This window comes from uncultured Dysosmobacter sp. (genome assembly GCF_947631165.1).
Lineage (GTDB): Bacteria > Bacillota > Clostridia > Oscillospirales > Oscillospiraceae > Oscillibacter.
The window spans coordinates 35471-56950 of record NZ_CANRKH010000014.1; the positions used below are offsets into that span (position 1 = coordinate 35471).

Below are 21480 nucleotides of genomic sequence, written 5' to 3' on the forward strand. Positions count from 1 at the left end.
AAAAAGGAGAAAGATGTATGGACCAGAAGTGGATCGAGACATTCCGCTCTGAGATTGGAGCATTCCAAGAGACCATCAGCGCTTTCCAGCAGGGAGAGATCAGCAAAAAAGACTATAAGGGAACCTCAGGCGGCATGGGCAGCTACGCCCAGCGGGACCAGTCCCGCCATATGCTGCGGCTTCGCCTTCCTGCCGGGCGGTTGACAGTGGAACGGCTGGGCTTTTTGGCGGCGACTGTGGAGAAGTACGGCATTCAAAAGCTGAAGCTGACCACCTGTGAGACGGTGCAGCTCCACGACCTGTCAGAAGAACAGGTACCCGCCATCATGGAGGAGGCCATCAGCTGCGGTATCTTCACCAGGGGCGGAGGCGGAGACAACCCCCGCAATGTCATGTGCAGCCCCCTGTCTGGCGTACAGCCCGGTGAGGCTTTTGATGTAATTCCCTATGCTCAAGCAGCCACGGAATACTTGCTGTCCATCTGCCGGGATATCAAAATGCCCCGCAAGCTGAAGGTCGCGTTCTGCAACGGCGTAGATGACTGCGTTCACACTGCTTTCCGGGATATGGGCTTCCTGGCCCAGCCGGACGGCACCTTCGCTCTGCGGATCGCCGGCGGGTTGGGCAATAACCACCGCATGGGCGTTTTGGTAGACGAGGCCGTGGCCCCCAGGGAGATTTTATACTACATCCGAGCCATGATCGATACCTTCTGCGCCCACGGCAACTATGAGAACCGGGCCAAGGCCCGCACTCGCTACATGCAGGAAACACTGGGGTCGGACGGCTTGAAAGAGGCATTCCTGTCCAACGTAGCCGCCCGAAAGGCCGAGGGAGGGCTGGAGCTTCCCGATTTGGAGACTCCTGCCGACCAGGCGCGGGGCACGGGGGAGACGCTCTCCGGCCCTCGGGTCATCCGACAGAAGCAGACTGAGCTGTACGCTGTGGAGTACCACCCCATCGGCGGCCTGCTCCCGGCGGACAAGCCCGCCGCACTGTATGCCATTTTGAAGGACATTCCTGGTGCAGAGTGCCGGGTAGGCCCTGACGAGACCGTCTATATCATCAACCTCACCGCCAGCGAAGCCCGGAAGCTACTGGACGCTACGGCAGACAGCGCAAAGACCGTCTTTGATCACAGCGTGGCCTGTATTGGCGCCACCATCTGCCAGCAGGGTGTGCGTGACAGCCAGGGCCTGCTGCAGACCGCCGTGGCCGCTGTGCGGGAGGCGGAACTGCCGGACGGCGCGCTGCCCAGGATCTGTGTCTCTGGCTGTCCTTCCAGCTGCGCGGCCCACCAGGCAGGGGCTATGGGCTTCCAGGGCTGCGTGAAGCCGGTGGACGGCAAGCCTCAGCCAGCCTTCAAGCTGTTCCTGGGGGGCAGCGACACATTGGGTAAGGCCCGATTCGGTGAGCCGGTCGCTACCATTCTGGAAAATGATATCCCCACGCTGCTGGTGGAGCTGGGCCAAGCCGCTTCGGCAGAGGGCTGGGAGGCATGGTCCGCCGGACACGGCGAAGAACTGCAAGCCATCATCGCGAAATACGCCTGATAGGAAACACCAAGGGCAGGCACATGTTCAGTGTGCCTGCCTTTTTTGAGAAAGCGGGGAGCGAATGAAACGAATCTGCACACTGCTCTGTCTCTTGCTTCTAGCGGGCTGTTCCGCTCCTGCAAAGCAGGAGAAGCCAATGACTAGCAAAGAGATATCCTTTACAGATGATCTGGACCGGACCGTCACGGTCCCCCAAACGTCCCGGCGGACGGCGGCGCTGATCGGCAGCTTTGCCGACGTATGGTGTCTGGCGGGAGGAGAGAACACCTTGGTCGCCGCGGCCCATGATGCCTGGACCTCTTTTGACCTGGGGCTGAGGGAGGAGGTTGCGGATCTGGGAGCTATCAAGGAGCCAAATTTAGAGGTGCTGCTGGCGTCGGAACCAGACCTGGTGCTGGCCAGCTGCAACACCGCCACTGACCTGGAGCTGTGCGGTACCCTGGAGCAGGCAGGCATCCCTGCGGCCTACTTTGACGTGCAGCGCTTTGACGACTATCTGCGGATGCTGAAGATCTGCACAGACCTGACGGGCTGCCCGGAGCGCTACCGGCTTTACGGTGAAGAGGTGGCGGAACAGGTGGAAGCCGCCATGGCGAGACAGGATGGCTCTGCCCCCACGGTGCTGTGCATCCGGGCCACCGGGGCCAGCTGCAAGGTAAAGGGCAGCACGGATAACCTGCTGGGAGAGATGCTGGCGGAGCTGGGCTGTGTCAATATCGCCGACAGCAGCGGCTCCCTTCTGGAGGACCTGAGCCTGGAGGCCATCATCCAGGGGGATCCAGACTACATCTTCGCCGTGCTCCAGGGAGCAGACCCTACCGATGCCCAGGCCACTTTAGAAGCGGCGCTGCTGTCCAACCCCGCATGGGGAAATCTTCGGGCCGTGCGGGAGGGGCGTTTTTACACCCTGGACCATCGGCTTTACAATTTGAAACCGAACGCGCGTTGGGGAGAAGCCTATGAGAAGCTGGCGGACATCCTCTATGGGGAGACAACCGAATAAGGCGCTGGCGGTCCTGGCCGTCCTGACGCCGATGCTGGCGCTGCTGAGCCTATGCCTCGGTCCAGTGGCCCTGGCGCCGGGGGAGGTGCTGGGGGCCCTGCTTGGCCGGGAGACCGGCACGGCGGGACAGATCGTGCTATACGCCCGTCTGCCTCGGGCCTGTGGGTGCCTGCTGGCAGGGGCATCGTTGGCGGTCTCCGGTGCGGTAATCCAGGGAGTGCTGGACAATCCTCTGGCGGCGCCCAACATTATCGGTGTCAATGCCGGCGCGGGACTGGCGGTGGCTATCTGCTGCTCCGTGGCCCCCACCGCGGCGGCCATGGTGCCTTTCGCCGCCTTTTTAGGGGCCTTGGCAGGCGTGCTGCTGGTACTGTTCATTGCCCAGCGGACCGGCGCGGCCCGTATCACGCTGGTGCTGGCAGGTGTCGCAGTGTCCAGTATGTGCAGTGCCTGTATCGACGCTGTGGTGACCTTCGTGCCGGAGGCGCTGAACGGCTACTCCGACTTTCGTGTCGGCGGACTTGGCAGCCTGTCCATGGACCGGATAGTCCCCGCCTTTTGGCTGGCGCTGCCGGCGCTGGCGCTGCTGGTCGCCCTGGCAGGAGAGCTGGATGTTCTGCTGCTGGGGCAGGAGACCGCCAGGAGCCTGGGCCTTCGCGTGCAGCCTCTGCGGCTGCTTCTGCTGGCCCTGGCAGCGGCGCTGGCGGGAGCCGCTGTCAGCTTCGCAGGGCTGCTGGGTTTTGTGGGATTGATCGTGCCTCACATCATGCGCCGTCTGACAGTCAGCGGAAGCCTTCCCTTGCTGCTCTCCTCCGCGCTTGGCGGCGCGGCGCTGTTAACGGCCTGTGACCTGCTGGGGAGGCTACTGTTCGCTCCTTATGAGCTGCCTGTGGGTGTGGTGCTGGCACTGACAGGCGGTCCCTTCTTCATCTGGCTGCTGCTGCGGCAGAGGGGAGGGCGGACTGGATGATCGAATTGCAAAATCTCTCCGCCGGATATCCCGGCCGGGAGGTGCTCCATGGCGTCACGCTCACGTTCCACCCCGGGCGGGTATTGGCCCTAGTGGGGCCCAATGGATGCGGCAAAAGTACTTTGCTGCGGGCGGCGGCAGGACTGCTTTCTGTGTCTGGCGGCCAGATCCTGCTGGACAGCGCGCCTCTGGAAACTTATACCCCTAAGGAGATCGCCCGGCGGGTCGCCTTCCTTCCCCAGTCCCGGCCTGTCCCCAGCATCACAGCGTCCCGCATGGTGCTTCATGGCCGATTTCCTCATTTGGGCTATCCCCGGCGCTGCCGGGCAAAGGATCACCGGGCGGCGGAGCAGGCCCTGGCACAAGTGGGAGGGACGGACTTGTCGCACCGCATGGTTCCGGAGCTTAGCGGCGGCCAGAGGCAAAAGGTGTATCTGGCCATGGCCTTGGCACAGGACACAGCGACCATACTGATGGATGAACCTACCACCTATCTGGACGTAGGCTGCCAGTTAGAGGTGATGACCCTTGCCCGCCGCCTGGCAGGGCAGGGAAGGGCGGTCATCCTTGTGCTCCACGATCTCTGTCTAGCCATGCAGGCCGTCGATGAGATCGCTCTGCTGGCGGAGGGCAGACTGGTATCCCTGGGTGAGCCGGAAGAGCTGTTTGCCGCCGGTATCCTGGACCGTGTATTCGGCGTCGCCCTGGGGCGGGTGAATACGCCGGACGGCTGGCGGTATTATTACCAGTAAGGAGGCAAGCCATGGCCTATTTTCCCTTTTTTGTTGATTTGGAGGGCCGGAACGGCCTGATCGTGGGCGGCGGCACCGTAGCCTTGCGAAAGGCGGAAAAGCTGCTGTCCTTTGGCCCCCGGCTGACCGTGGCGGCGCCGGATATTCTCCCGGCGCTGGAGGCTCTGCCTGGACTGACCTTTCTGCGGCAGCCCTTTTCCCCGGAAATGCTGGAGGGCATAGCCTTTGTGATCGCGGCCACCGATGACCGGGCGCTGAACCGTGAGATCGCCGCCCAGTGTCAAGCGCGACGGGTCCCAGCAAACGCTGTGGATGATCAGGACTCCTGTACCTTTTTGTTTCCAGCGCTTGTAAAGCAGGATAGCTTAACGATTGGCATCTCCACCGGTGGTGCCAGTCCCATGGCAGCGGCGTACCTGAAGGATCAAATATCCGCCCTGCTGCCAGAGGATTTTGGTGCTCTGCTGACGGAATTGAAAGCCCTGCGGCCCCGGGTGAAGGCTGCTTTGCCGGAATCGGAGCGGCCTGCTGCCTTCTCCCGGCTGTTCCACACCCGTCTGGCTGCACGGCGGTCCCTGACAGAGCCTGAGATCGACATGCTGCTGTCGGGAGCGGATATGAAACGAGGGTGTGTCTATTTGGTGGGCGCCGGCTGCGGCGCTGCAGACCTGATCACCGTTCGGGGCGCCCGGCTGCTGGCCAATTGCGACACAGTTATATATGACGATTTGATCGACCCGGCCCTGCTGGACCTGACTCCGTCAAAAGCGGAGCGGCTGTATATGGGCAAGCGGCAGAGCCGCCGCTCTGCGGCGCAGGATGAGATCTGCGCACTGTTGATCAAAAAGGCCAGAGCGGGGCAGACCGTGGTGCGGCTGAAGGGCGGAGATCCCTTCGTCTTTGGACGAGGCGGGGAAGAGGCCCGGGCGCTGTCTGCCGCCAGCGTTCCATGGGAGGTGGTGCCGGGCATCACCTCCGCCATTGCCATTCCCGGCGAAGCGGGCATCCCGGTGACCCATCGGGGCGTGAGCCGGAGCGTCCATATCGTTACTGCCCACACAGCAAAGGGAAGCCTGCCGCCGGATCTGAATCTGCTGGCTCAATTGGAGGGAACGCTGGTATTTCTCATGGGACTGCGCCGGCTCCCACAGTTGGCGGCCGCCCTGATGAAAGCTGGAAAGGTGCCGGATACGCCGGCGGCGGTGGTCTCCGGCGGCAATGCGCCCCATCCCATGATCGTCCGGGGAACACTGGCGGACATTGCTGAAAAAGCTCGGGACGTACATCCCCCTGCTGTGATCGTGGTAGGTCCAACTGCGGCGATGGACTTGATGGCGGACCGCCCCCTGTCCGGCGTTACTGTGGCTCTGACCGGAACAGCGGCAGTGACTGACAAGCTGTTTCCAGCCCTGGAAGTCTTAGGCGCCAGCGTTTTTCTCGCGGAGCGTTCTCTGGTAACGCCATTCCCGCCGCCTCAGGGACTAAAGGAATTGGCAGACAGTCGTCATTGGCTGGTATTCACCAGTGCGAATGGCGTCCGTTGCTTTTTTGATGATCTGGCGGAGCTGGGGATGGACCTTCGCTGCCTTCACGCCTGTCGGTTTGCTGTCATCGGTCCCGCCACTGCCGCCGCTCTGGAAGAGCACGGCATCCAAGCGGATCTGTGTCCAGAGGTCCATACCACCGCCGCATTGGCGCAGGCTCTGCTGGACGCCGTCCCGGCAGGGGAGACCGTCTGCCTCCTTCGCTCCACCCACGGCAGTCCTGATCTGGCGTCAGTGCTGACGGAAAAATTTCAGGTCCGGGATGTCCCGCTCTACCGTCTTGTTGCTGACTCCCAGACGGCTCAGTCGGCGACAGATCGACGGGCAGATATTCTGGTATTTTCCAGCGGCAGTGGTGTAGAGCTGTACTTTGCCGCTCACGGTGCAGTGCCGGAGGGCACTGTCTGCATCTGTATCGGAAACGTCACTGCCGCTGTCCTGCGCCTCTGGTATGACGGTCCCTGCCTGACAGCGGAGGATGCCTCCGCCGAGGGACTGGTGACTGCGATCCAGCGGGCTGTGCAATTGTTCCAAAAGTCATAAAAAATGTCCCGGAGCAGATGCTCCGGGACATTTTTTACTTGTCGAAGGCAGGATTCATATAGTAGACGTTTTTCTCGTTCATCTTGTCCTTGGCCAGACGCAAGCCCTCGCCGAAGCGCTGGAAATGGACGATCTCCCGCTCCCGCAGGAACCTGATGACGTCATTGACGTCTGGGTCGTCGGAGAGACGAAGGATGTTGTCATAAGTCAGCCGGGCTTTCTGCTCCGCAGCCAGATCCTCGCTCAAGTCGGCGATGACATCGCCAGTGACCTGCATGGTGGAGGCGGACCAGGGGTATCCGGAGGCAAATTGTGGATATACGCCGGTGGTGTGGTCCACGAAATAGGTGTCAAAGCCGGCGGTCCTGATCTGTTCCTCTGTCAGGTTGCGGGTCAGCTGGTGGACGATGGTGCCTACCATTTCCAGGTGTCCCAATTCTTTAGAACCATGAAAATAGATATAATGAGCAAATTAAAATGGGAGGCGGGGGTGGATGGTGATGGACATATTGCTGGCCTGATAGCGGCCGCCGGTGGTTTTGGTATAGACAACGTCCTTTAATACGCTGTGCAGGAGGGCGTTTTTTTCTTCCGGCGTTTCGGCCAGCGCATAGCTGTCCAGCACACGGCGGACGGCGGGGGCAATGAGGCTCTTGGCTTGGAGCTGCTGCTCCAGGGCGGTCATGGCCGCACCGGCGGCCTGGATGCGCTGCTCCAGATCGAGGCGGCGGCGGGACAGCTCCTGACAGCGGGCAGTGAAGAGCTCCACCGTGTAAACGCCCTGCTCCACCAGGTCATAGGCCCGCTGCTCCTGCTGCGCGACCTGTTCCATTTCCCGCTGCAGCGCGGAAATGGAACGCTCCAGAGACGCCTGCTCGGCAGCCTCTGCCTCGGTGGTGTCGTCAGGCGGCGCCTGGTCGAAGTCCGCAAGCCAACTCCGAAGGGCTTGGAGAATGGCGGCCTCTACAATATCCAGGTCGGAACTCATGGTGGGACAGGATGGGTGGGGGCAGATCAGGCCGTCCTTGTGGCCGCTCCGGTAAGGGCGGCGGACCATCTTCCGGCCGCAGCAGCCGCAGGTCACCAGCCCGGCCAGAGAACTTTTAATGCCCAACTGTTTTGGCCCGGGGCGGCTGGGATTGTTTTTCAGCAGCTTTGCGGCCTGGTCGAAGATCTCTTGTGAGATGATCGGTTCATGGAGGCCGCGGCTCACGGTCTCGCTGCCAGCTTCGGCGCGGGGGCGGGTCTTGACGACCGCGCCGTCCCGCAGCACCTTGACCTGGGGGCGGTTTCCCCAGCGGACCCAGCCGGCATAAGCGGGATTCCGCAGGATGTCCTTGACGCTGTTCTGGGTCCAGTCATGGCCGCCGGGGGAGGGGATCCCCGCCGCGTTCAATCGGGAGGCGATCTTAGCGGGGCCGAGGCGGCGCAAAGCGCCGCTGGCGGCGGGCGGTCCTTCCGTATACCAGCGGAAGATATCCGCCACCACTTGCGCGTTTTTATTTGGCCGCAGCGTCCAGCCCTTCTGGCCCTCCAGCTTGATCCGGTCATATCCGTAGGGGGCGCGGTTGGAGGGCCATTTTCCCTCATTCACGGAGGCCAGACGGCCCAGCTGCTGGCGGCGGTTGATGGTCTTGTACTCCCGGCGGCTCATGAACAGTCCGAACTCGAAATACTCCTGGTCAAATTCGCTTTGGGGATCGTAAGTCTTGACCGGCGTGATGATGCGGGTGCCGCTGAACTGGAAGGCCCGGGAGACCAGGCCCTGGTCAATCGTGTCGCCGCGGGCAAGACGCTCCACCTCCATCACCAGGACACCGGCCCACATGCCGGCCTCCACATCGTGGAGCAGCTCCTGCATGATCGGGCGGGAGGTGATGGTCTCGCCGGACTTGACGCCCTCTTCATAAATGCGGCCAATGTTCAGGCGCATGGCCTTGGCGAGAGACAGCAGCTTTGTCCGGTGGCGGAGCAGGGTATCCCCCTGGCCGTGGGCCTCTGCCTCCAGATCACTGCGGGATTTGCGGAGGTAGATGCAGTAATCCCGCCCGAAGGGGACAATTTTAGAAGTTTCAGAGAGCATGGGATTACCTGCCTTTTGAAAGAATAAATTATAATAAGTGATAATAAATGCGAAAAAATTATAAAAAGTTGTTGATTTTTTCTGACGGGTGCGTATAATGGAAAGTACAGAAACAACATTTTGTTGTATTCTGCATTGACAAGAATTGCCCTCGGCCCATTCTTGTCCGCCTGTCCCCAAAGAGGAAAGCCCCTGCCTGATAAGTGGGGAGCCAAAAAAGAGGAGAGCCTCTGCCTTGAGTGAGGAGCTAAAAAAGAGGAGAACCCCTGCCTTGAGTGGGGAGCTAAAAAGCGGGGTAACGCAAGTTGCCCCGCTTTTTCACAGCGGGAGGGAATCGCTTGGAAAAATTAAAGATATACAGGATACGAGAGGGATACATAGAGTACCTGCATAACATTGATGAACGCGTACAGTACAACAAGGGCGAACATCGGCCCTATCTGGGCGTTGTCCTGGAAGTTGGGCAGCACAAGTATTTCGTTCCGATGGAATCTCCAAAGCCGAACCATAAAAACATCAAAAACAATGTCCATATTATGCGGATCGACGGCGGGAAGTACGGCCTGCTGGGATTCAACAATATGGTTCCCGCCAAGGATTTCTTCCTGGTTCCCTTTGATATCGCCAAAGATCCGGATGAGCGTTACAGAAATCTGCTGTGGAATCAACTGAAATTCTGCAATGCCCACAGGAAGGAGATACGGGAACACGCCAGAAAGACCTATGAGGGCGTTACAGTGAAGAAGACTCCATTTTTGGTGAAGAATTGCTGCGATTTTAAGCTACTGGAGCAAGAATACGTAAAATATTATTTCAAAACAACAAAATCATGACCGTGAGCCGCTGGGGAGACCCGGCGGCTTTTATTTTGCCCTTACTGCTCGTAAACGCGCAGGAGAGCGCGGAGGGGGGAAAGGAACTCCGTGCAGATCTTCCGGGCGATGCCGACGGCGGTGGCCTCGTCATAGACGTGGGAGGTCAGATTCCGGGCGGTCAGGATGTCGTTCCACTGCTGGGCGTCATCCAGGACGCCGGCGGAAAAGGCCTCCTTCAAGATCCCTCTGGGGGACGCAATGGAGAGGACCATGCCCTGATCCTCCAGATATTCCTTGATGGACTTCCAGGCAAGCTCCACGGTGAATTCAAAGCGCTGGATCAGGCCGTCCCGATACAGGGCGTCCTCCGGCGTTTTTTGATAGCGCTCCACGGCCTCTTCCAACTGGGCCAGGGCGTGTTTATAGTTTTCCATCTTCTGAAGCATACAGGGTCACACCATCCTTTTCGATATTGCGCAGAAAAACAGGGTCCATATTGGGTGTGATATGGACGATATCCAGTTTCAGCAGAGTGGGAAGCTCCTCCGTCTCCAGCCAGAAGGCGCTCCGTTCCTTTTCGGGCATACCGTACACCGCCAGGTCAATGTCGCTGCGGGCGGTGTTGTCGCCCCGGGCGCGGGAGCCGAACAGCACCAGGCGGCGGGCGCCGTGGGCCGCGGCGGAGGCCCGGAGCTGGGCAAGCAGGGGAGAGGGGATAGACAGGGGGGATCGACAATCCATAAAATCACCAAATCTTTTGGCACCGTCAATTTGGCGGTGCTTTTATTTTTTGAAGTTTGCCGTGCCAGCGATAGGCCCGGCGGAAACCTGCGGCTTCTGCTTCTTCTATCGTATAGGCGTAAAACTCGCCGGGAGAGTCGATTTTAACATTATCATACTGTTGATCCATGGGAAGGTGATATATTTTTTGAATCTCACCAGAAGGTCCCTTTCCGATATTGCACTTGATTCTGGGATAATCTTGGAAGGAAACAAGAGGGAAAAGACGGAGGCCCAGCAATTCGGCACAATGGACCGCCACAGAAGAGAAATCTACTGTTGTAACAAAAACACCAATTACCTGACGTTCGGGATGCTCATGCTGGTATTCATACGTACTGCCTGCCAGCTGAAAAACATGATTTTCATGGATCGTTTTTTCTTTTGCCCAGCGCTTGCACTGAATAAGGACCGTTTGATTTTCTTTTTCGAGGATAAGATCGCGCCCCATGTCCTTTAGTTTTTCTGTGGCACCGGAATAATGAACAGAATAGCCCTTTGCTTCACAGAGATATCCAATATAACGTTCGTATTCAATTCCGACTTCCCAGGAGGACTTTTTGCGCTCAATATATCGATCAAGGGCGAGCTGATACTTATCACAAGTAGAAAGGTTTGCGTATTCTTCCGGGGAGAGATATTTTTTCAATAGCGCCTGATCTTCCGTGGGAGCAGCTTGGCTTGCTGTTGCATATTCAAACGCTTCTATAGGGGGGACTTCCTTAAAGGTCAGGAGCCAGGGAAAAAGCGATTCATAAAAATGAAGCTGATATTCAGTTTGTTTGGCTTCCGCTTTCCATTTTGAACGCTCACGTTTAAGACTCCGCTCTATCCTATCAGCAGTTTGATGCGCAGCATGAGATTTATTTCGAAGAAGCTGAATGATTTCCTCATCGTATTTCTCATAAAGATCAGAAAACATTTTTGCGAGCCAGGGATAAGTTTGTTTTGTTTCTTTTAAAAGGTTGTTGAAATTTTTCTTTTCTTGTGAAAGTATTTCGGCTTCTTTGGAAATTCTGGCTGATTCAGATAAAAGAGTATCTCGTTTATTCAGAAGTTCCGCGATATCCTTTTCAATAGCATCCTTTGCAGTGCCATTCAGAAGCAGTCCACATTCAACGGCGAGCCGGAGCATATGCTTGCAGGGAGATTTTCGAAATTGGAAATCGGGGCAGTTGCAGGAATGGAGCGTTGTATGGTATATATTTCCGCTTTCAGAGATAATATCGGCAGTGATATCGAATGGAGAAACGATTCGCATAGAAGTGTTCAGGACAGAGCGGAGACGGCTATAATAGGCACTGCTTTGCACTTCACTGTCGCTGAAACTCAGCGCTGCAAAAGCAGGGGTGGTTTGCAGATAATCGCGACTGGCAACTTTACGCGCCATATCTATGGTGCGGTTGCGCACCAGATCATTTATATGCTGCCGCTGGTGTTCAAAAATGATCCTTTCTTTGGATAGGGCTTCTCTTTGACGCTGCAATTCTTCTTTTTGGCCGACAAGCGTTTTTTCCCACTGCGTGAGAGCGCGTGCTTCGGCTTCGCGTTTTGGCCTACCAGACAGGGTATCTTTTATCCGATAAAGAAGCGGCGAAAGGAAGAAAAGGAGGATCAAAACGAGATACCAATAAGTTATTACAAATCGCAGAAGCTCTTTTCCAAACACGATATCACCAAACCTTTGTAGTGGCAGTTGGCCGCCGCTAGCGGAGAGCTGGCTTTCTATTTTTTGTCTTGGCGGAAGTCTACGTAAATGATCCGGCCTATTCGCCGGATGCGGAGAACTTGGGGTGTTCGGCTTGGGGGGATTTCTTGGGTAAGATTAAATTCTCGTCCCGAAGTGCATATTCGGCTTGTTTTAGAATTTGTTTCCTTCCATCAGCATTGACATGCATAAAAATATTAGCAAGCTTATTTATGCCGTACTTAATAGAAGCATCATTAGAGGTTTCGACAACCTCGATCCCAAGAAGTGTATCGACAGAAGTCTGTAGAGAAATGGCTATGCGGCAAAGTAACGGAATAGATGGGCATACAGAAGATTGTTCAATTTGATTATAGAGTTTTAAAGAAATTCCAAGCATTTCAGCTACATCGGCGCAGGAATAACCTCCTTGCTCACGCAAGGATTTTAAATTATTCCCGTCCCAATTCCATGTGTAATCAAATTCCTGATTACCTTGTCCACATAGAAGATCGTCAATAGTAGTTCCGAAAAATTGTGCGAGACGAATCACTGTATCAAAAGATGGTTCCCGCTTACCGGCTTCCCATCCGCCAACGGTAGATTGTACGGTGCCGAAGTCATCGGCAAAAGCCTGTTGAGATTTATATCCATTTTCTTCTCTTAATTCTCTGATTCTAAAACGAAAGCGATTTGCTTTATCCAATTTAATCACCCCTTGCGCTTATTTAACCTCGTTCTGTGGTTAAACGCAAGGGGTGATTAAATTTTTTTAAAAATAAACGCTAAAAGAGTTGACAAACGCAGATAGAGTTGATAATATAAGCGCAGATAGAGTTAATTGGAACAATCAGGAAAAATTATATGAAAGGAGCGATGACCATGCTGAATTGGCTGGTTGAAATTAGAGGAAAGCGGTCACAGTACGAGGTTGCAAAAGAAATCGGCATTGCGCAGAGCACCTACGCTTCTATTGAGGTAGGGAGCAGGAATCCATCAGTCCAGATGGCAAAGCGTATCGCTACGGAGCTGGGCTTTGAGTGGACGCGGTTCTTTGAAGAGAACAGCGAGAGCGCGTGAGGATGAGACTATGAAAGACGAAAGCAAGCTGAAAATGGAGTGCGCAATCGACGCGCTGTATTTGATTGGTAACGAACTTCGGCACTGTGACAGCGACTGCATGGAGGAGGCCGGAAACGCCCTTTACCTGCTTCAGGAGATCATGCGGGAATGCCTCGCCGCTGAACAGGGCGAGGCCGGGAAGCATACGGCAGTCTCCATGGACACCGGGCCGAGCTGGCTGGAAAAAATCAGGTTAGAGCGCGGCATCAGTCAAAAAGCGGTGGCGGACGCCGCAGGGATCTCACAGCCGACCTATTGCAACATCGAAAAAGGCAAACGGGGCGTATCGGTTGAGACGGCCAAGCGGATCGCGGCGGAGCTGGGCTTTGAATGGACACGGTTCTTTGATGAAAACAGCGAGAGCGCATGAGGAGGAAAATAAAAATGACAATCGGAGCATGGATCGTAGCAGGAATCATTGGATTTACGGGGCTGATTATTGCGGGTGTTTTGGCTTGGAGCGGTATCCGAGGAAGTGAGAAGAGTTTCGTTGTGTGTGGTATTGCCGCTGCGCTTATTACAGCATTGGTGTGTGCTGCATTTGTCTGGTGGCGAAGTAACTCAGAAAGCGGAAAGCGCGCATTAAAGGATCAGCAGAGTAATTTAAACGGAGGAATCGAAAGAACCGTTCGAGTGTTTGATATCAACGGCAATTTGATCGAACAGTATTGCGGGAAATTTGATATTGAAACTGATCGTGCCAGTTACATTTTGTTTGATGATGAGCAGGGAGACCGGCACATGATCTACTACACAACTGGAACTATCATTGTTGATGAAAATTAACCTGATACAAATGTGAGGAGGATCTTTACATGAGTGCAGTTTTATTAAGACCGTTGATCGAAAATCATCCAAAAGCAATGCCCCTCGCCAAGACGCTGGTTGCAGCAGCGGCAGAGCAAGGGGCAAACGCGGGAGAGCTTGAACTGGCCTGCCGGCTTGCGATAGAGGCATACCGGAAGGCAAGAGACAACTCAGGAATGGAGCTTTCGCATTTTGAGAGCGAGGCCAAAGCCGCCCTCGACAGCATCTAAGAAAACAGCGAGAGCGCGTGAGGAGGACGGAATGAACGTGGAAGGAATGATATTGTGCCTGCTCTGCGGGCTCTTGGCGGGGCTTCTGATGGGCTGGGGGTGGACGGAAAAGCGCAGAAGAAAGCGCCTTCCGGCGTGCGAGGTGCGGAAAGCGCCCAAGGTGCTCTATGTACCGGAAAAGGAAGTCAGGGGAGACGGTCCAGCGGTGCCGCCGGAACAGAAAGAGCCTGTGAGCAATAAAAAGCCCACCGGTGAGGGCGGGCGGAGCGCATATCGGGTCACTGTGACCCGCAGCCACGGGGTGGTTGAGGTGCGGAAGGCAAAAATCAGGCGGGGCAAGACGGTGCTGGCAAGAAGGCTGAACACCAATTTTCCCGACAGCGGGAAACGGGAAATCATGCTCGGGCTGACCCGAGCAGAACGGAAATAGGACAATCCGACAGCCGCATAGGCTGACTGGGGGAGGTGGATGCGTTGTATCAGGAAAAAGGGAATATCGTGGCGGAGTACAACTTCAACGGCGTCCGGGTCCTGGTCTCCGACTCCGCCTATGCCGGGAAATCAAAAGAGGAGCTGGATGAGGTCCGCAGGGAAGCACGGCGGATCGCCTGGGATATCGCCGTGCGCTATGAGATGCGCAAGCGGGCGGCGGAGGCGGGTACACCAGATCAGGAGGACAGGATATGACCAACAGAAAAAAGCCCGCCGGTAAGGGCGGGCAGAGCGTATACCGGACCATTACGATTTACAGTCACGGAATAGTCGAGGTGAAGAAACGAAAACCAAACGGGGCAAGACGGTGCTGACAAGAAGGCTGAACACCAATTTTCCCGACAGCGGGAAACGGGAAATCATGCTCGGGCTGACCCGAGCAGAACGGAAATAGGACAATCCGCAGGGCGCATATCTTGACGATAGGCTGATTGGGGGGTGGATGCTTTGGAAGAAAAGACAATTGTACAGATCGGCGGAAAGTCCTATCTCCGAAGCGAATACACTGTGGACTTCGGGGAGAAGAACGGCAGCTGCCGGGTGGAGGTGCTGGATCCCTGCATCACGCCGGAATCTCAGGAGAAGCGGCGGCAGGCCATTTTGAAGAAGTGCCAGGAGCTGATCCGCAGCGGACAGATGTGACGCAGGGGGTTTGCCCCCCAGGAAAAAGGGGCTCCCCGCGCGGCCTGCCGCGTGGGGAAAGGACGAATGACGGAACGTTGTGAGCTTTCGGCATGGCCGGAAGCGAATAGAGTGAAGTTTATGAGGACGTGAGGACAAGCTATGACGAAAACAAGCAAGAAAGCATTGAACGAGCTGTTCCGGCGGCTGCTGGAAGAGGCAAAAGAGGATATCCGGCATTTTGCGGAAAAAGACAGCGGCGCGGCCCTGATCTGTTACGGAAAGGTCTGCGGCTATGTGCGCGTGATGGAAAAGCTGGAGCTGATCGACTGGGAGCAGAGCCGCTTTATCCAGGACGAGGCTTTCGCGCTGGTCCAGGGGAGGGAGCCGGAATATGAGGGGTGCTGAGAGGGGGTATGCCCCGACGAGATACAGAGGCAGGAAGCCAAGAGGCGGGCCGTCGCCGGACGCCGTGATGCTGCTGATGATCCTGGCGCTGATAACGGTGATGTCCATGACCATGCGGCTCAGCGGACGGCTGACGGGCATGACCGCCCGGGAACAGCTCTATCACGCGATCTGCGTGGAAGAGGCATGAAGAGAGGAGGCAGACAATGGCGGACAAGGGGAAACGGGCCATGTTGTGGGAAGTGGGCTGCGAGGGCCACACAGACGCATGGGTGACTGCCGGCAACTGGGAGCTGGCCACCGTGGCGGCGGCGGAGTTCTGGGGCGTTCCCTGGCGGGAGGTGGCGGCCAAATGCGAGCTGAAGCAGAAGATCACCGGCGCGCCCCGCAATATCTGCTGCCGGTGCGGCCGGACCTATTATGGCGGTCCGCCCATGTGCGGCGCCTGCAAGCTGACGGCGCAGACGGAGGAGGCGCTGCTGCGGCGGAGGCTGAAGCGGGCGTATCAGACCGGGAAGGTCATGTGAAAACGCCCTGGCGGGGGGCGAAAGCAAAAGAGAGGTATAACGTATGGTTGAGGAAGCGATCAAAAAGTTGGAAAGCGAGTTTCAGGCTGGAAAGTATAACCGGTATGGGCAGGTCATGAAGCAGGGGGTCCTGGACGCTCTGCGGGAGTTCTGCGGGCAGGACGAGGAGTTTGCCCAGGCGGTGGTGCAGGGCGGGACTTTTTCGGACTGCATGAAGGCCGTGGCAAAGAACTGCGGCAGCGGGATCTCAGACCTGACGGCCTATGAACGGGCAGTGCAGTTCTATTTCCCTACAGCAGCGGTCCGCTTTCAGATGCGGATCGACCTGGCGCCCCACGCGGCAGAGGATACCCGGGCGGTGGTGCTGAATCTGGCGGATTTTCTGTGAGGGAGGCGCGGACAATGGCTGATAAAGACCGTGCGGCACGGCTTGCCAAGGCCGCGCCGCCGCTGAACGAGGCGGAAAAAGCTGCTGTGAACGCACTGTTTCCGGCGTATGCGTTCCGCCGCTCCCGAACCAGGGAGCTGTGGATGAGCTGCTGCCGGAAGCACCGGACCCTGCCGGAATGGAACCGGCAGAGCGCGGCGGAGCAGGCAATGATGCGGGAGCTTCACCAGCGGGAGCCGAAGCACTATTACGGCGGTGAAGCGGAGCCGGCGGCGGTGTGCCCATACTGCGGGACACCGGTGATCGTGAAGGAGCTGGGCCGGACAGGGAAGCGGAGGAACCTCTCCCGCTGGCGGCGGGCGGTAGTGCTGCGGTGGAGCGGCGGCAGCCTTTGGGCCAGGGCCTATGACTGCGGGAAGCACTACTCTGACGGATATTCCCTGACGGGCATCCCCAATATGAAGCTGGTGGGGGTCTACCGGTTCCGGCCAGGACTGGCGGAGGAGACCAGCAGGAGCTGGTACGGCAATGATGGATTCCGGTATTACGCGGCCCAGAACGGCCCGCTGACCGGCGGAAGATGGAATATCCACAGCCCCTTTTCCTGCAACACGGAGTATGGGATGGGATTTGATGTGATCGGGCTGGAGGAGATCGGGAAAAGCCCGTTTCGATACTGCATGGCGGCGGAGTATGAAAAGCATAGCTCCTATTTTTTGGAGTTTTTGACCGCCTGCTGCTTCTATCCCCGGCAGATCGAAATGCTGATGAAAGCGGGGATGCGGGATGTGGTCCGGGATCTGGCGGCCCGGGGCGTGAAAAACGCCATGGCCATCAACTGGACGCGGGAGGATCCCATGGAGGCCTTTGGACTGGACAAGCAGGAGCTGCGGGCCTTTCTGGCCACCAGCCGGGATATCGACATTCTGACCCTGTACAAGCGGCTGAAGGGCCGGGTCTCCATGGAGGAGGCGGCGGATTGGGTCGGAAGAGGCATCCATATGCGGGAGACGTTCCATCAGGCAAAGGTGTGGAACCTGCCGCCGGAGCAGCTGATCCGGTATCTGGCCAGGGAGACAGACGGATACCTGGACAGCGCCCTTCTCCACTGGAAGGACTATCTGACAGCGGCCCAGGCACTGGGCTATCCGCTGCACCGGGAGAATGTGCTGCTCCCAAAGGGGCTGGACGCCGCCCATGATTCGGCGGTCCAAAAGCACCGGGACAAGCTGGAGCGGGAGCGGAAGGCAGCGGACGCGGAGAAGAAGCGGCTGGCCGCGCTGGCGTATCAGGACCGGAAAAAGAAACTGGAGAAGCGGTATGGCTACGAGGCCATGGGCTATGTGATCCGGGTACCGGCCAACGAGGACGAGATCATTGCGGAGGGGCAGGCGCTGAAGCACTGTGTGGCCGGATATGCCAACCGGCACATGCAGGGGCAGGTCACCATTCTCTTCATGCGGAAGAAACGCAGCCTGGACAAGCCCTGGCTGACCATCGAGATGTCCGGGAAACGGCTGGTGCAGATCCATGGATACCGGAATGAGGGAATGTACTCCACGAGGGGCCGGTTTGCCCCGGACCCCAGAGAGACATACCGTGATTTTTTGGACCCGTGGCTGGATTGGGTGGCCGCTGGAAGCAAGCGGGACAAGGCTGGGGCGCCGGTCCTGCCTAAGAAAAAGAAGGAAACGGAGGTCAAAAGCGCATGAGCGATCTGGAGAGCGCCAGAACTATGGGGGTCCCCGCTGGAGCCCAGCGGAGCGGGTCCAGTGGGGAGGGGCCGAGCAGCGGAATGAGGGAGCCTGCGCCAGAAAGCGCAGGCGAGAGATATGGAGCTTGTGAGGACGAGATGGAGACGGCATACAAAATGACAGACAATTACTATCGGGAGCTGATGGCGAAGAGGGGGGAAGCGCTTACGCCGCCGGTGGGCGTTTCCAGGGGGATCGCGGTCATTACAGACGAGATCCTGTTTTATAAGAATGTGGGCGGCAGCGCCGTGATCGAGATCGGGCGGCGGCTGATGGAGGCCAAAGCCCAGCTTTCTCATGGGGAATGGCTGCCCTGGCTGCGGGACAAGGTGGACTTTTCAGAGCGGACGGCAACCAATTTCATGCGGCTGGCAAAGGCATATGGAAATCAGCAGACGATTGCCGATTTGGGAGCCTCCAAAGCCTTGGCACTGCTGGCTTTGCCGGAATCTGAGCGGGAGAGCTTCGCCGCGGAAAAACACACGGTAAACGGCGTGGAAAAGTCTGTTTCGGACATGAGCAGTCAGGAGCTGAAACAGGCCATCCGGGAGCGGGACGAGGCGAGACTGGCGGCGGAAAAAGCCAAGGCCGAGGCGGACGCGGCAGAGGCCAGCCGGGCCAAGATGGAGACGGATATGCGGCAGCTGAAGGAGCTGCAGGCCCGGGCACTGGAGGACCAGGCGGCCAAGGCGGCGGAGGTGAAGCGGCTGGAGGACGAGCTGGCAGCTATGAGAAACAGGCCGGTAGATATTGCTGTGGAGGTGAAGGACGCCTCCCCGGAGCAGATCGCCCAGGCCCGGGCGGAGGCTGCCAAAGAGGCCCATGCCTCCATGAAGCAGGCGCTCCAGAAAGAACTGGACAGCAAGGAGGAGCAGCTGCGGAAGGCCCGGGAGGACCTGAAAAAGGCCAGAGAGGAAGCCAGGACCGCCAATGTGGGACTGCGGGAGGCGGAGGAGGCGGCCAGGAAGGCCCGGGAGGCCGCGGAGAAGGCCGAAAGGGCGGCCAAGGTCAACAGCAGCCAGAATATGGTGCGCTTTACCATTCTGTTCAACCAGACCCAGGAGACGGTGAACCAGATGGCGGACGCTGTGAAGCGGGAGCCGCCGGAGAACCAGGAGAAGATGCGGGCGGCCATGCGGGCGCTGTCCGACGCCATTGGAAAGGCGGCAGGCACATGAGGATCGAAAAGGTCCGGTGCGGGAGCTGCATATACGGAGCGGGGCCGCTGAACATATTCCGCTGCAATTATGCCGGACTGACCGGAAGGACCCGGAAAGGGCAGCCGCCGGAGAACTGCACATACTTTCGGCCGGGGCGCAGGCTGGAGACGCCGGAGGAGGCGGCCCGCTGGCAGAAGGCGCGGCAGAAAGAGGCGAAGCGCCGGAGGAACAGCCCGGACTGGGAAAAGGGCGGGGACCTTTACCGGCAGGGACAGAACGACGGGGAGATCGCCCGGGCACTGGGGTGCAGCCGGGGCGCTGTGCTCCAGTGGCGGAGGCGGAACGGCCTGCGCGCCAACGCCGGGCCGGTAAACCGGGAGGGATGGCATGGGGATCAACATCAGGAATCCACGGCAGTACATGGAGAATTTTTTATACATCCGGGATAAGAAGCAGCGGCTTGTTCCGCTGAAGCTCAAGCCCGCCCAGGAGAACCTGTACCAGATCATCAAGGAGGAGCACCAGGCGGGACGGCCTGTGCGCCTGATCGTGCTGAAGGGGCGGCAGGAGGGCATTTCCACGGTGACGGAGGCACTGATGTTTCAGGACGCCGCCACCCGGCCTCTGGTGAACACCCTGATCGTGGCCCACCGGGACGACGCCACGGCCAACCTGTTCCGCATGAACAAGCTGTTTTACGACTGCCTGCCCCAGAGCGTACAGCCCATGAAAAAGGCCAGCAACGCAAAAGAACTGGTGTTCGAGAATCCCACCCGGGACGAGGGGGAGAAGCGGCGGCGGCCGGGGCTGCGGTCCCGGATCAAGTGCGTCACTGCCGGGGGCAAGGGCGCGGGCCGGTCGGACACCCTGACCAATGTGCATCTATCGGAGTACGCCTTTTGGCCGGGAGACAAGAAGGGTATGCTGGCGGGCATCATGCAGGCCGTGCCGGACGACCCCAACACCATGGTCATCATCGAGAGCACCGCCAACGGCTTCGACGACTTCAAGGAGCTGTGGGACGGCGCTGTGGAGGGGACCAACGGCTGGAGGCCGGTCTTCCTGCCCTGGTACATGGAGCCGGAGTACCGGCGGCCTGTAGAACCTGGAACTATTTGGACAGATGAGGAAAAGAAAATGATGGGGCCCCCGCCGGAGCCCAGCGCAGCGGTCAAGGTGAGCCGCGAGAGCGGCGAGAAGGCCCTCTGGAGGGGTCCGGTGGGGAGAGGAGAGGCAAGGAAGCGGTTCGAGCCCTGGGCGAAAGGCCGGGGCGAGTATAGCGGACTTTGCCTCGACGAGGAGCAATTGGCCTGGCGGCGGTGGTGCATCCGCGTCAATTTCGGCGGGGACGAGCAGTTATTCCGCCAGGAGTACCCCAACACGCCGGACGAGGCGTTTTTACTGTCCGGTGATCCCTATTTTGACAACGACGTTATCATGGCCCGGCGCCGGGCGGTCCAGGAGCCGCTGCGGACCGGCCTTTTCGAGCATCCGGAGCCGGAGATCGAGGGGGGTGCGCCCAGGGATTGGGGCTTTGTGGACCGGGAAAAGGGCTTCATCCGCATTTATGAGGAGCCGAAACCGGGGGTCCCCTACGTCCTGGGCGGAGACACCGCCGGAGAGGGCAGCGACTGCTTTACGGCCCACGTGCTGGACAACACAGACGGGCACCAGGTGGCGGAGCTGCAGCAGCCCCTGTCGGAGATCCTGTACGCCCGGCAGGTATATTGCCTGGGGCACTACTACAACGACGCGCTGGCGGCCATCGAGGTCAATTTTTCCACCTATCCCGAGATGAAGCTGGAGGAATGGCACTATCCGAACCTCTATCAGCGTGAAAGGTTCGACACCTTTACAGGGGAGATGGTGAAGGCCTTTGGCTGGATCACCAGCTCCAGGACCCGGCAGGTGATGCTGGCGGAACTGCACACCGTCATGGAGGAGGCCCCGGAGCTGGTGGCCAGCTTCCAGACCCTGGGGGAGATGCTGACCTTTGTATACGGCAAGGGCCGCAAGCCCCAGGCGGCGGAGGGGGAGCACGACGACCTGGTGATGGCCGCCGCCATTGCCCATCAGGCCCGGCGGCAGCAGCGCTGCACTGTGGACCGCCCCGGCGGGGAGAAGGTGCGGTGGACGGCGGACATGTGGGAGGACTATCAGAACGCCGGCGAGGAGGTCCGGAGGATGCTGGTGAAAAAGTGGGGGCCCCCGGCGTGACCCAGCGGAGCGGTCACGATG

General features: G+C 58.4%; 28 protein-coding genes. 22 read left to right on the plus strand and 6 right to left on the minus strand.

The features are described 5' to 3' along the window. Nucleotides 1-17 precede the first annotated feature (17 nt). The 5 genes from Q0Z69_RS08580 to cysG all read left to right on the plus strand — a co-directional run bounded on the left by Q0Z69_RS08580 (nucleotide 18) and on the right by cysG (nucleotide 6368). Nucleotides 18-1553 (plus strand): nitrite/sulfite reductase, encoded by a 1536-nt coding sequence (locus tag Q0Z69_RS08580; protein ID WP_298032092.1) that lies wholly within the window; start codon nucleotides 18-20, stop codon nucleotides 1551-1553. Nucleotides 1554-1692: 139 nt separating this feature from the next. Then, on the plus strand, nucleotides 1693-2559 hold the full coding sequence (locus tag Q0Z69_RS08585; protein ID WP_298032094.1) for an ABC transporter substrate-binding protein: 867 nt from the start codon (nucleotides 1693-1695) through the stop codon (nucleotides 2557-2559). Then, nucleotides 2540-3529 (plus strand): iron ABC transporter permease, encoded by a 990-nt coding sequence (locus Q0Z69_RS08590; RefSeq protein ID WP_298032096.1) that lies wholly within the window; start codon nucleotides 2540-2542, stop codon nucleotides 3527-3529. Before Q0Z69_RS08585 ends, Q0Z69_RS08590 begins: the two co-directional genes overlap by 20 nt. Continuing rightward, nucleotides 3526-4281, plus strand: coding sequence for an ABC transporter ATP-binding protein (locus tag Q0Z69_RS08595; RefSeq protein ID WP_298032099.1), 756 nt, complete (start codon nucleotides 3526-3528; stop codon nucleotides 4279-4281). Before Q0Z69_RS08590 ends, Q0Z69_RS08595 begins: the two co-directional genes overlap by 4 nt. A gap of 11 nt (nucleotides 4282-4292) precedes the next feature. After that, nucleotides 4293-6368, plus strand: a complete 2076-nt coding sequence (cysG, locus tag Q0Z69_RS08600) for a siroheme synthase CysG (RefSeq protein ID WP_298032102.1) — start codon at nucleotides 4293-4295, stop codon at nucleotides 6366-6368. A gap of 34 nt (nucleotides 6369-6402) precedes the next feature. Here the strand turns inward: cysG and Q0Z69_RS08605 are convergent, their stop codons facing one another. Both Q0Z69_RS08605 and Q0Z69_RS08610 read right to left on the minus strand, forming a co-directional pair. Further along, nucleotides 6403-6828: a manganese catalase family protein gene (locus Q0Z69_RS08605; RefSeq protein WP_298032228.1), complete on the minus strand. Its 426-nt coding sequence runs from the start codon at nucleotides 6826-6828 to the stop codon at nucleotides 6403-6405. Nucleotides 6829-6840: 12 nt separating this feature from the next. Further along, the gene (locus Q0Z69_RS08610; protein WP_298032104.1) at nucleotides 6841-8451 is read right to left on the minus strand and encodes a recombinase family protein; all 1611 of its coding nucleotides are present in this window, start codon (nucleotides 8449-8451) and stop codon (nucleotides 6841-6843) included. A 338-nt stretch (nucleotides 8452-8789) separates the two neighbouring features. Here Q0Z69_RS08610 and Q0Z69_RS08615 point away from each other — a divergent pair, with 338 nt between their 5' ends. Beyond that, a complete protein-coding gene (locus Q0Z69_RS08615; protein ID WP_298032107.1) occupies nucleotides 8790-9284 on the plus strand; it encodes a type III toxin-antitoxin system ToxN/AbiQ family toxin in 495 nt (164 codons plus the stop codon). 41 nt (nucleotides 9285-9325) lie between these two features. On the opposite strand, the gene Q0Z69_RS08620 is transcribed toward Q0Z69_RS08615, so the two are convergent. The 4 genes from Q0Z69_RS08620 to Q0Z69_RS08635 form a co-directional block, all read right to left on the minus strand. Next, entirely contained in the window at nucleotides 9326-9712 is a 387-nt protein-coding gene (locus tag Q0Z69_RS08620) for a nucleotidyltransferase substrate binding protein (RefSeq protein ID WP_298032110.1), read from the minus strand. Then, entirely contained in the window at nucleotides 9687-10007 is a 321-nt protein-coding gene (locus Q0Z69_RS08625; protein WP_298032113.1) for a nucleotidyltransferase family protein, read from the minus strand. Before Q0Z69_RS08625 ends, Q0Z69_RS08620 begins: the two co-directional genes overlap by 26 nt. A gap of 25 nt (nucleotides 10008-10032) precedes the next feature. Beyond that, entirely contained in the window at nucleotides 10033-11715 is a 1683-nt protein-coding gene (locus Q0Z69_RS08630; RefSeq protein WP_298032116.1) for a restriction endonuclease, read from the minus strand. Nucleotides 11716-11812: 97 nt separating this feature from the next. Continuing rightward, nucleotides 11813-12439, minus strand: a complete 627-nt coding sequence (locus Q0Z69_RS08635; protein WP_298032119.1) for a helix-turn-helix transcriptional regulator — start codon at nucleotides 12437-12439, stop codon at nucleotides 11813-11815. A gap of 176 nt (nucleotides 12440-12615) precedes the next feature. Between Q0Z69_RS08635 and Q0Z69_RS08640 the strand changes: the two genes are divergently transcribed. From Q0Z69_RS08640 to Q0Z69_RS08715, 16 genes are all read left to right on the plus strand, one after another. Continuing rightward, nucleotides 12616-12813 (plus strand): helix-turn-helix transcriptional regulator, encoded by a 198-nt coding sequence (locus tag Q0Z69_RS08640; RefSeq protein WP_298022275.1) that lies wholly within the window; start codon nucleotides 12616-12618, stop codon nucleotides 12811-12813. Between the two features lie 10 nt (nucleotides 12814-12823). Further along, nucleotides 12824-13225: a helix-turn-helix transcriptional regulator gene (locus Q0Z69_RS08645; RefSeq protein WP_298032122.1), complete on the plus strand. Its 402-nt coding sequence runs from the start codon at nucleotides 12824-12826 to the stop codon at nucleotides 13223-13225. 14 nt (nucleotides 13226-13239) lie between these two features. Further along, the gene (locus Q0Z69_RS08650; RefSeq protein WP_298032125.1) at nucleotides 13240-13641 is read left to right on the plus strand and encodes a hypothetical protein; all 402 of its coding nucleotides are present in this window, start codon (nucleotides 13240-13242) and stop codon (nucleotides 13639-13641) included. A 29-nt stretch (nucleotides 13642-13670) separates the two neighbouring features. Further along, entirely contained in the window at nucleotides 13671-13892 is a 222-nt protein-coding gene (locus Q0Z69_RS08655; RefSeq protein ID WP_298032128.1) for a hypothetical protein, read from the plus strand. Between the two features lie 31 nt (nucleotides 13893-13923). Next, nucleotides 13924-14322 (plus strand): hypothetical protein, encoded by a 399-nt coding sequence (locus Q0Z69_RS08660; RefSeq protein ID WP_298032131.1) that lies wholly within the window; start codon nucleotides 13924-13926, stop codon nucleotides 14320-14322. Between the two features lie 44 nt (nucleotides 14323-14366). Next, entirely contained in the window at nucleotides 14367-14579 is a 213-nt protein-coding gene (locus tag Q0Z69_RS08665) for a hypothetical protein (RefSeq protein ID WP_298032136.1), read from the plus strand. Then, nucleotides 14576-14698, plus strand: coding sequence for a hypothetical protein (locus tag Q0Z69_RS08670; RefSeq protein WP_298032140.1), 123 nt, complete (start codon nucleotides 14576-14578; stop codon nucleotides 14696-14698). The genes Q0Z69_RS08665 and Q0Z69_RS08670 overlap by 4 nt, the downstream gene beginning before the upstream one ends. A gap of 133 nt (nucleotides 14699-14831) precedes the next feature. Next, a complete protein-coding gene (locus Q0Z69_RS08675) occupies nucleotides 14832-15026 on the plus strand; it encodes a hypothetical protein (protein ID WP_298032143.1) in 195 nt (64 codons plus the stop codon). A gap of 141 nt (nucleotides 15027-15167) precedes the next feature. Then, nucleotides 15168-15413, plus strand: a complete 246-nt coding sequence (locus Q0Z69_RS08680) for a hypothetical protein (protein WP_298032145.1) — start codon at nucleotides 15168-15170, stop codon at nucleotides 15411-15413. Continuing rightward, nucleotides 15400-15603, plus strand: coding sequence for a hypothetical protein (locus Q0Z69_RS08685; protein ID WP_298032148.1), 204 nt, complete (start codon nucleotides 15400-15402; stop codon nucleotides 15601-15603). Before Q0Z69_RS08680 ends, Q0Z69_RS08685 begins: the two co-directional genes overlap by 14 nt. A gap of 16 nt (nucleotides 15604-15619) precedes the next feature. Beyond that, nucleotides 15620-15940: a hypothetical protein gene (locus tag Q0Z69_RS08690; RefSeq protein ID WP_298032152.1), complete on the plus strand. Its 321-nt coding sequence runs from the start codon at nucleotides 15620-15622 to the stop codon at nucleotides 15938-15940. Between the two features lie 43 nt (nucleotides 15941-15983). Then, entirely contained in the window at nucleotides 15984-16328 is a 345-nt protein-coding gene (locus tag Q0Z69_RS08695) for a hypothetical protein (RefSeq protein ID WP_298032155.1), read from the plus strand. Between the two features lie 14 nt (nucleotides 16329-16342). Beyond that, a complete protein-coding gene (locus tag Q0Z69_RS08700; RefSeq protein ID WP_298032158.1) occupies nucleotides 16343-18040 on the plus strand; it encodes a PcfJ domain-containing protein in 1698 nt (565 codons plus the stop codon). After that, nucleotides 18037-19260, plus strand: coding sequence for a DUF3102 domain-containing protein (locus tag Q0Z69_RS08705; RefSeq protein WP_298032161.1), 1224 nt, complete (start codon nucleotides 18037-18039; stop codon nucleotides 19258-19260). The genes Q0Z69_RS08700 and Q0Z69_RS08705 overlap by 4 nt, the downstream gene beginning before the upstream one ends. Further along, the gene (locus Q0Z69_RS08710) at nucleotides 19257-19691 is read left to right on the plus strand and encodes a helix-turn-helix domain-containing protein (protein ID WP_298032164.1); all 435 of its coding nucleotides are present in this window, start codon (nucleotides 19257-19259) and stop codon (nucleotides 19689-19691) included. The genes Q0Z69_RS08705 and Q0Z69_RS08710 overlap by 4 nt, the downstream gene beginning before the upstream one ends. Then, on the plus strand, nucleotides 19630-21459 hold the full coding sequence (locus Q0Z69_RS08715) for a hypothetical protein (protein ID WP_298032167.1): 1830 nt from the start codon (nucleotides 19630-19632) through the stop codon (nucleotides 21457-21459). Before Q0Z69_RS08710 ends, Q0Z69_RS08715 begins: the two co-directional genes overlap by 62 nt. Nucleotides 21460-21480: the final 21 nt, after the last annotated feature.

Bases quoted from the DNA above. Each gene is read 5' to 3' on its own strand.
- Q0Z69_RS08655 (WP_298032128.1), top strand. From the start codon at position 13,671: ATGAGTGCAGTTTTATTAAGACCGTTGATCGAAAATCATCCAAAAGCA.
- Q0Z69_RS08660 (WP_298032131.1), top strand. From the start codon at position 13,924: ATGAACGTGGAAGGAATGATATTGTGCCTGCTCTGCGGGCTCTTGGCG.
- Q0Z69_RS08595 (WP_298032099.1), top strand. From the start codon at position 3,526: ATGATCGAATTGCAAAATCTCTCCGCCGGATATCCCGGCCGGGAGGTG.
- Q0Z69_RS08645 (WP_298032122.1), top strand. From the start codon at position 12,824: ATGAAAGACGAAAGCAAGCTGAAAATGGAGTGCGCAATCGACGCGCTG.
- Q0Z69_RS08700 (WP_298032158.1), top strand. From the start codon at position 16,343: ATGGCTGATAAAGACCGTGCGGCACGGCTTGCCAAGGCCGCGCCGCCG.
- Q0Z69_RS08610 (WP_298032104.1), bottom strand. From the start codon at position 8,451: ATGCTCTCTGAAACTTCTAAAATTGTCCCCTTCGGGCGGGATTACTGC.
- Q0Z69_RS08680 (WP_298032145.1), top strand. From the start codon at position 15,168: ATGACGAAAACAAGCAAGAAAGCATTGAACGAGCTGTTCCGGCGGCTG.
- cysG (WP_298032102.1), top strand. From the start codon at position 4,293: ATGGCCTATTTTCCCTTTTTTGTTGATTTGGAGGGCCGGAACGGCCTG.
- Q0Z69_RS08650 (WP_298032125.1), top strand. From the start codon at position 13,240: ATGACAATCGGAGCATGGATCGTAGCAGGAATCATTGGATTTACGGGG.
- Q0Z69_RS08670 (WP_298032140.1), top strand. From the start codon at position 14,576: ATGACCAACAGAAAAAAGCCCGCCGGTAAGGGCGGGCAGAGCGTATAC.
- Q0Z69_RS08715 (WP_298032167.1), top strand. From the start codon at position 19,630: ATGGGGATCAACATCAGGAATCCACGGCAGTACATGGAGAATTTTTTA.
- Q0Z69_RS08590 (WP_298032096.1), top strand. From the start codon at position 2,540: ATGGGGAGACAACCGAATAAGGCGCTGGCGGTCCTGGCCGTCCTGACG.
- Q0Z69_RS08640 (WP_298022275.1), top strand. From the start codon at position 12,616: ATGCTGAATTGGCTGGTTGAAATTAGAGGAAAGCGGTCACAGTACGAG.
- Q0Z69_RS08580 (WP_298032092.1), top strand. From the start codon at position 18: ATGGACCAGAAGTGGATCGAGACATTCCGCTCTGAGATTGGAGCATTC.
- Q0Z69_RS08705 (WP_298032161.1), top strand. From the start codon at position 18,037: ATGAGCGATCTGGAGAGCGCCAGAACTATGGGGGTCCCCGCTGGAGCC.
- Q0Z69_RS08620 (WP_298032110.1), bottom strand. From the start codon at position 9,712: ATGCTTCAGAAGATGGAAAACTATAAACACGCCCTGGCCCAGTTGGAA.
- Q0Z69_RS08585 (WP_298032094.1), top strand. From the start codon at position 1,693: ATGACTAGCAAAGAGATATCCTTTACAGATGATCTGGACCGGACCGTC.
- Q0Z69_RS08690 (WP_298032152.1), top strand. From the start codon at position 15,620: ATGGCGGACAAGGGGAAACGGGCCATGTTGTGGGAAGTGGGCTGCGAG.
- Q0Z69_RS08710 (WP_298032164.1), top strand. From the start codon at position 19,257: ATGAGGATCGAAAAGGTCCGGTGCGGGAGCTGCATATACGGAGCGGGG.
- Q0Z69_RS08685 (WP_298032148.1), top strand. From the start codon at position 15,400: ATGAGGGGTGCTGAGAGGGGGTATGCCCCGACGAGATACAGAGGCAGG.
- Q0Z69_RS08695 (WP_298032155.1), top strand. From the start codon at position 15,984: ATGGTTGAGGAAGCGATCAAAAAGTTGGAAAGCGAGTTTCAGGCTGGA.
- Q0Z69_RS08625 (WP_298032113.1), bottom strand. From the start codon at position 10,007: ATGGATTGTCGATCCCCCCTGTCTATCCCCTCTCCCCTGCTTGCCCAG.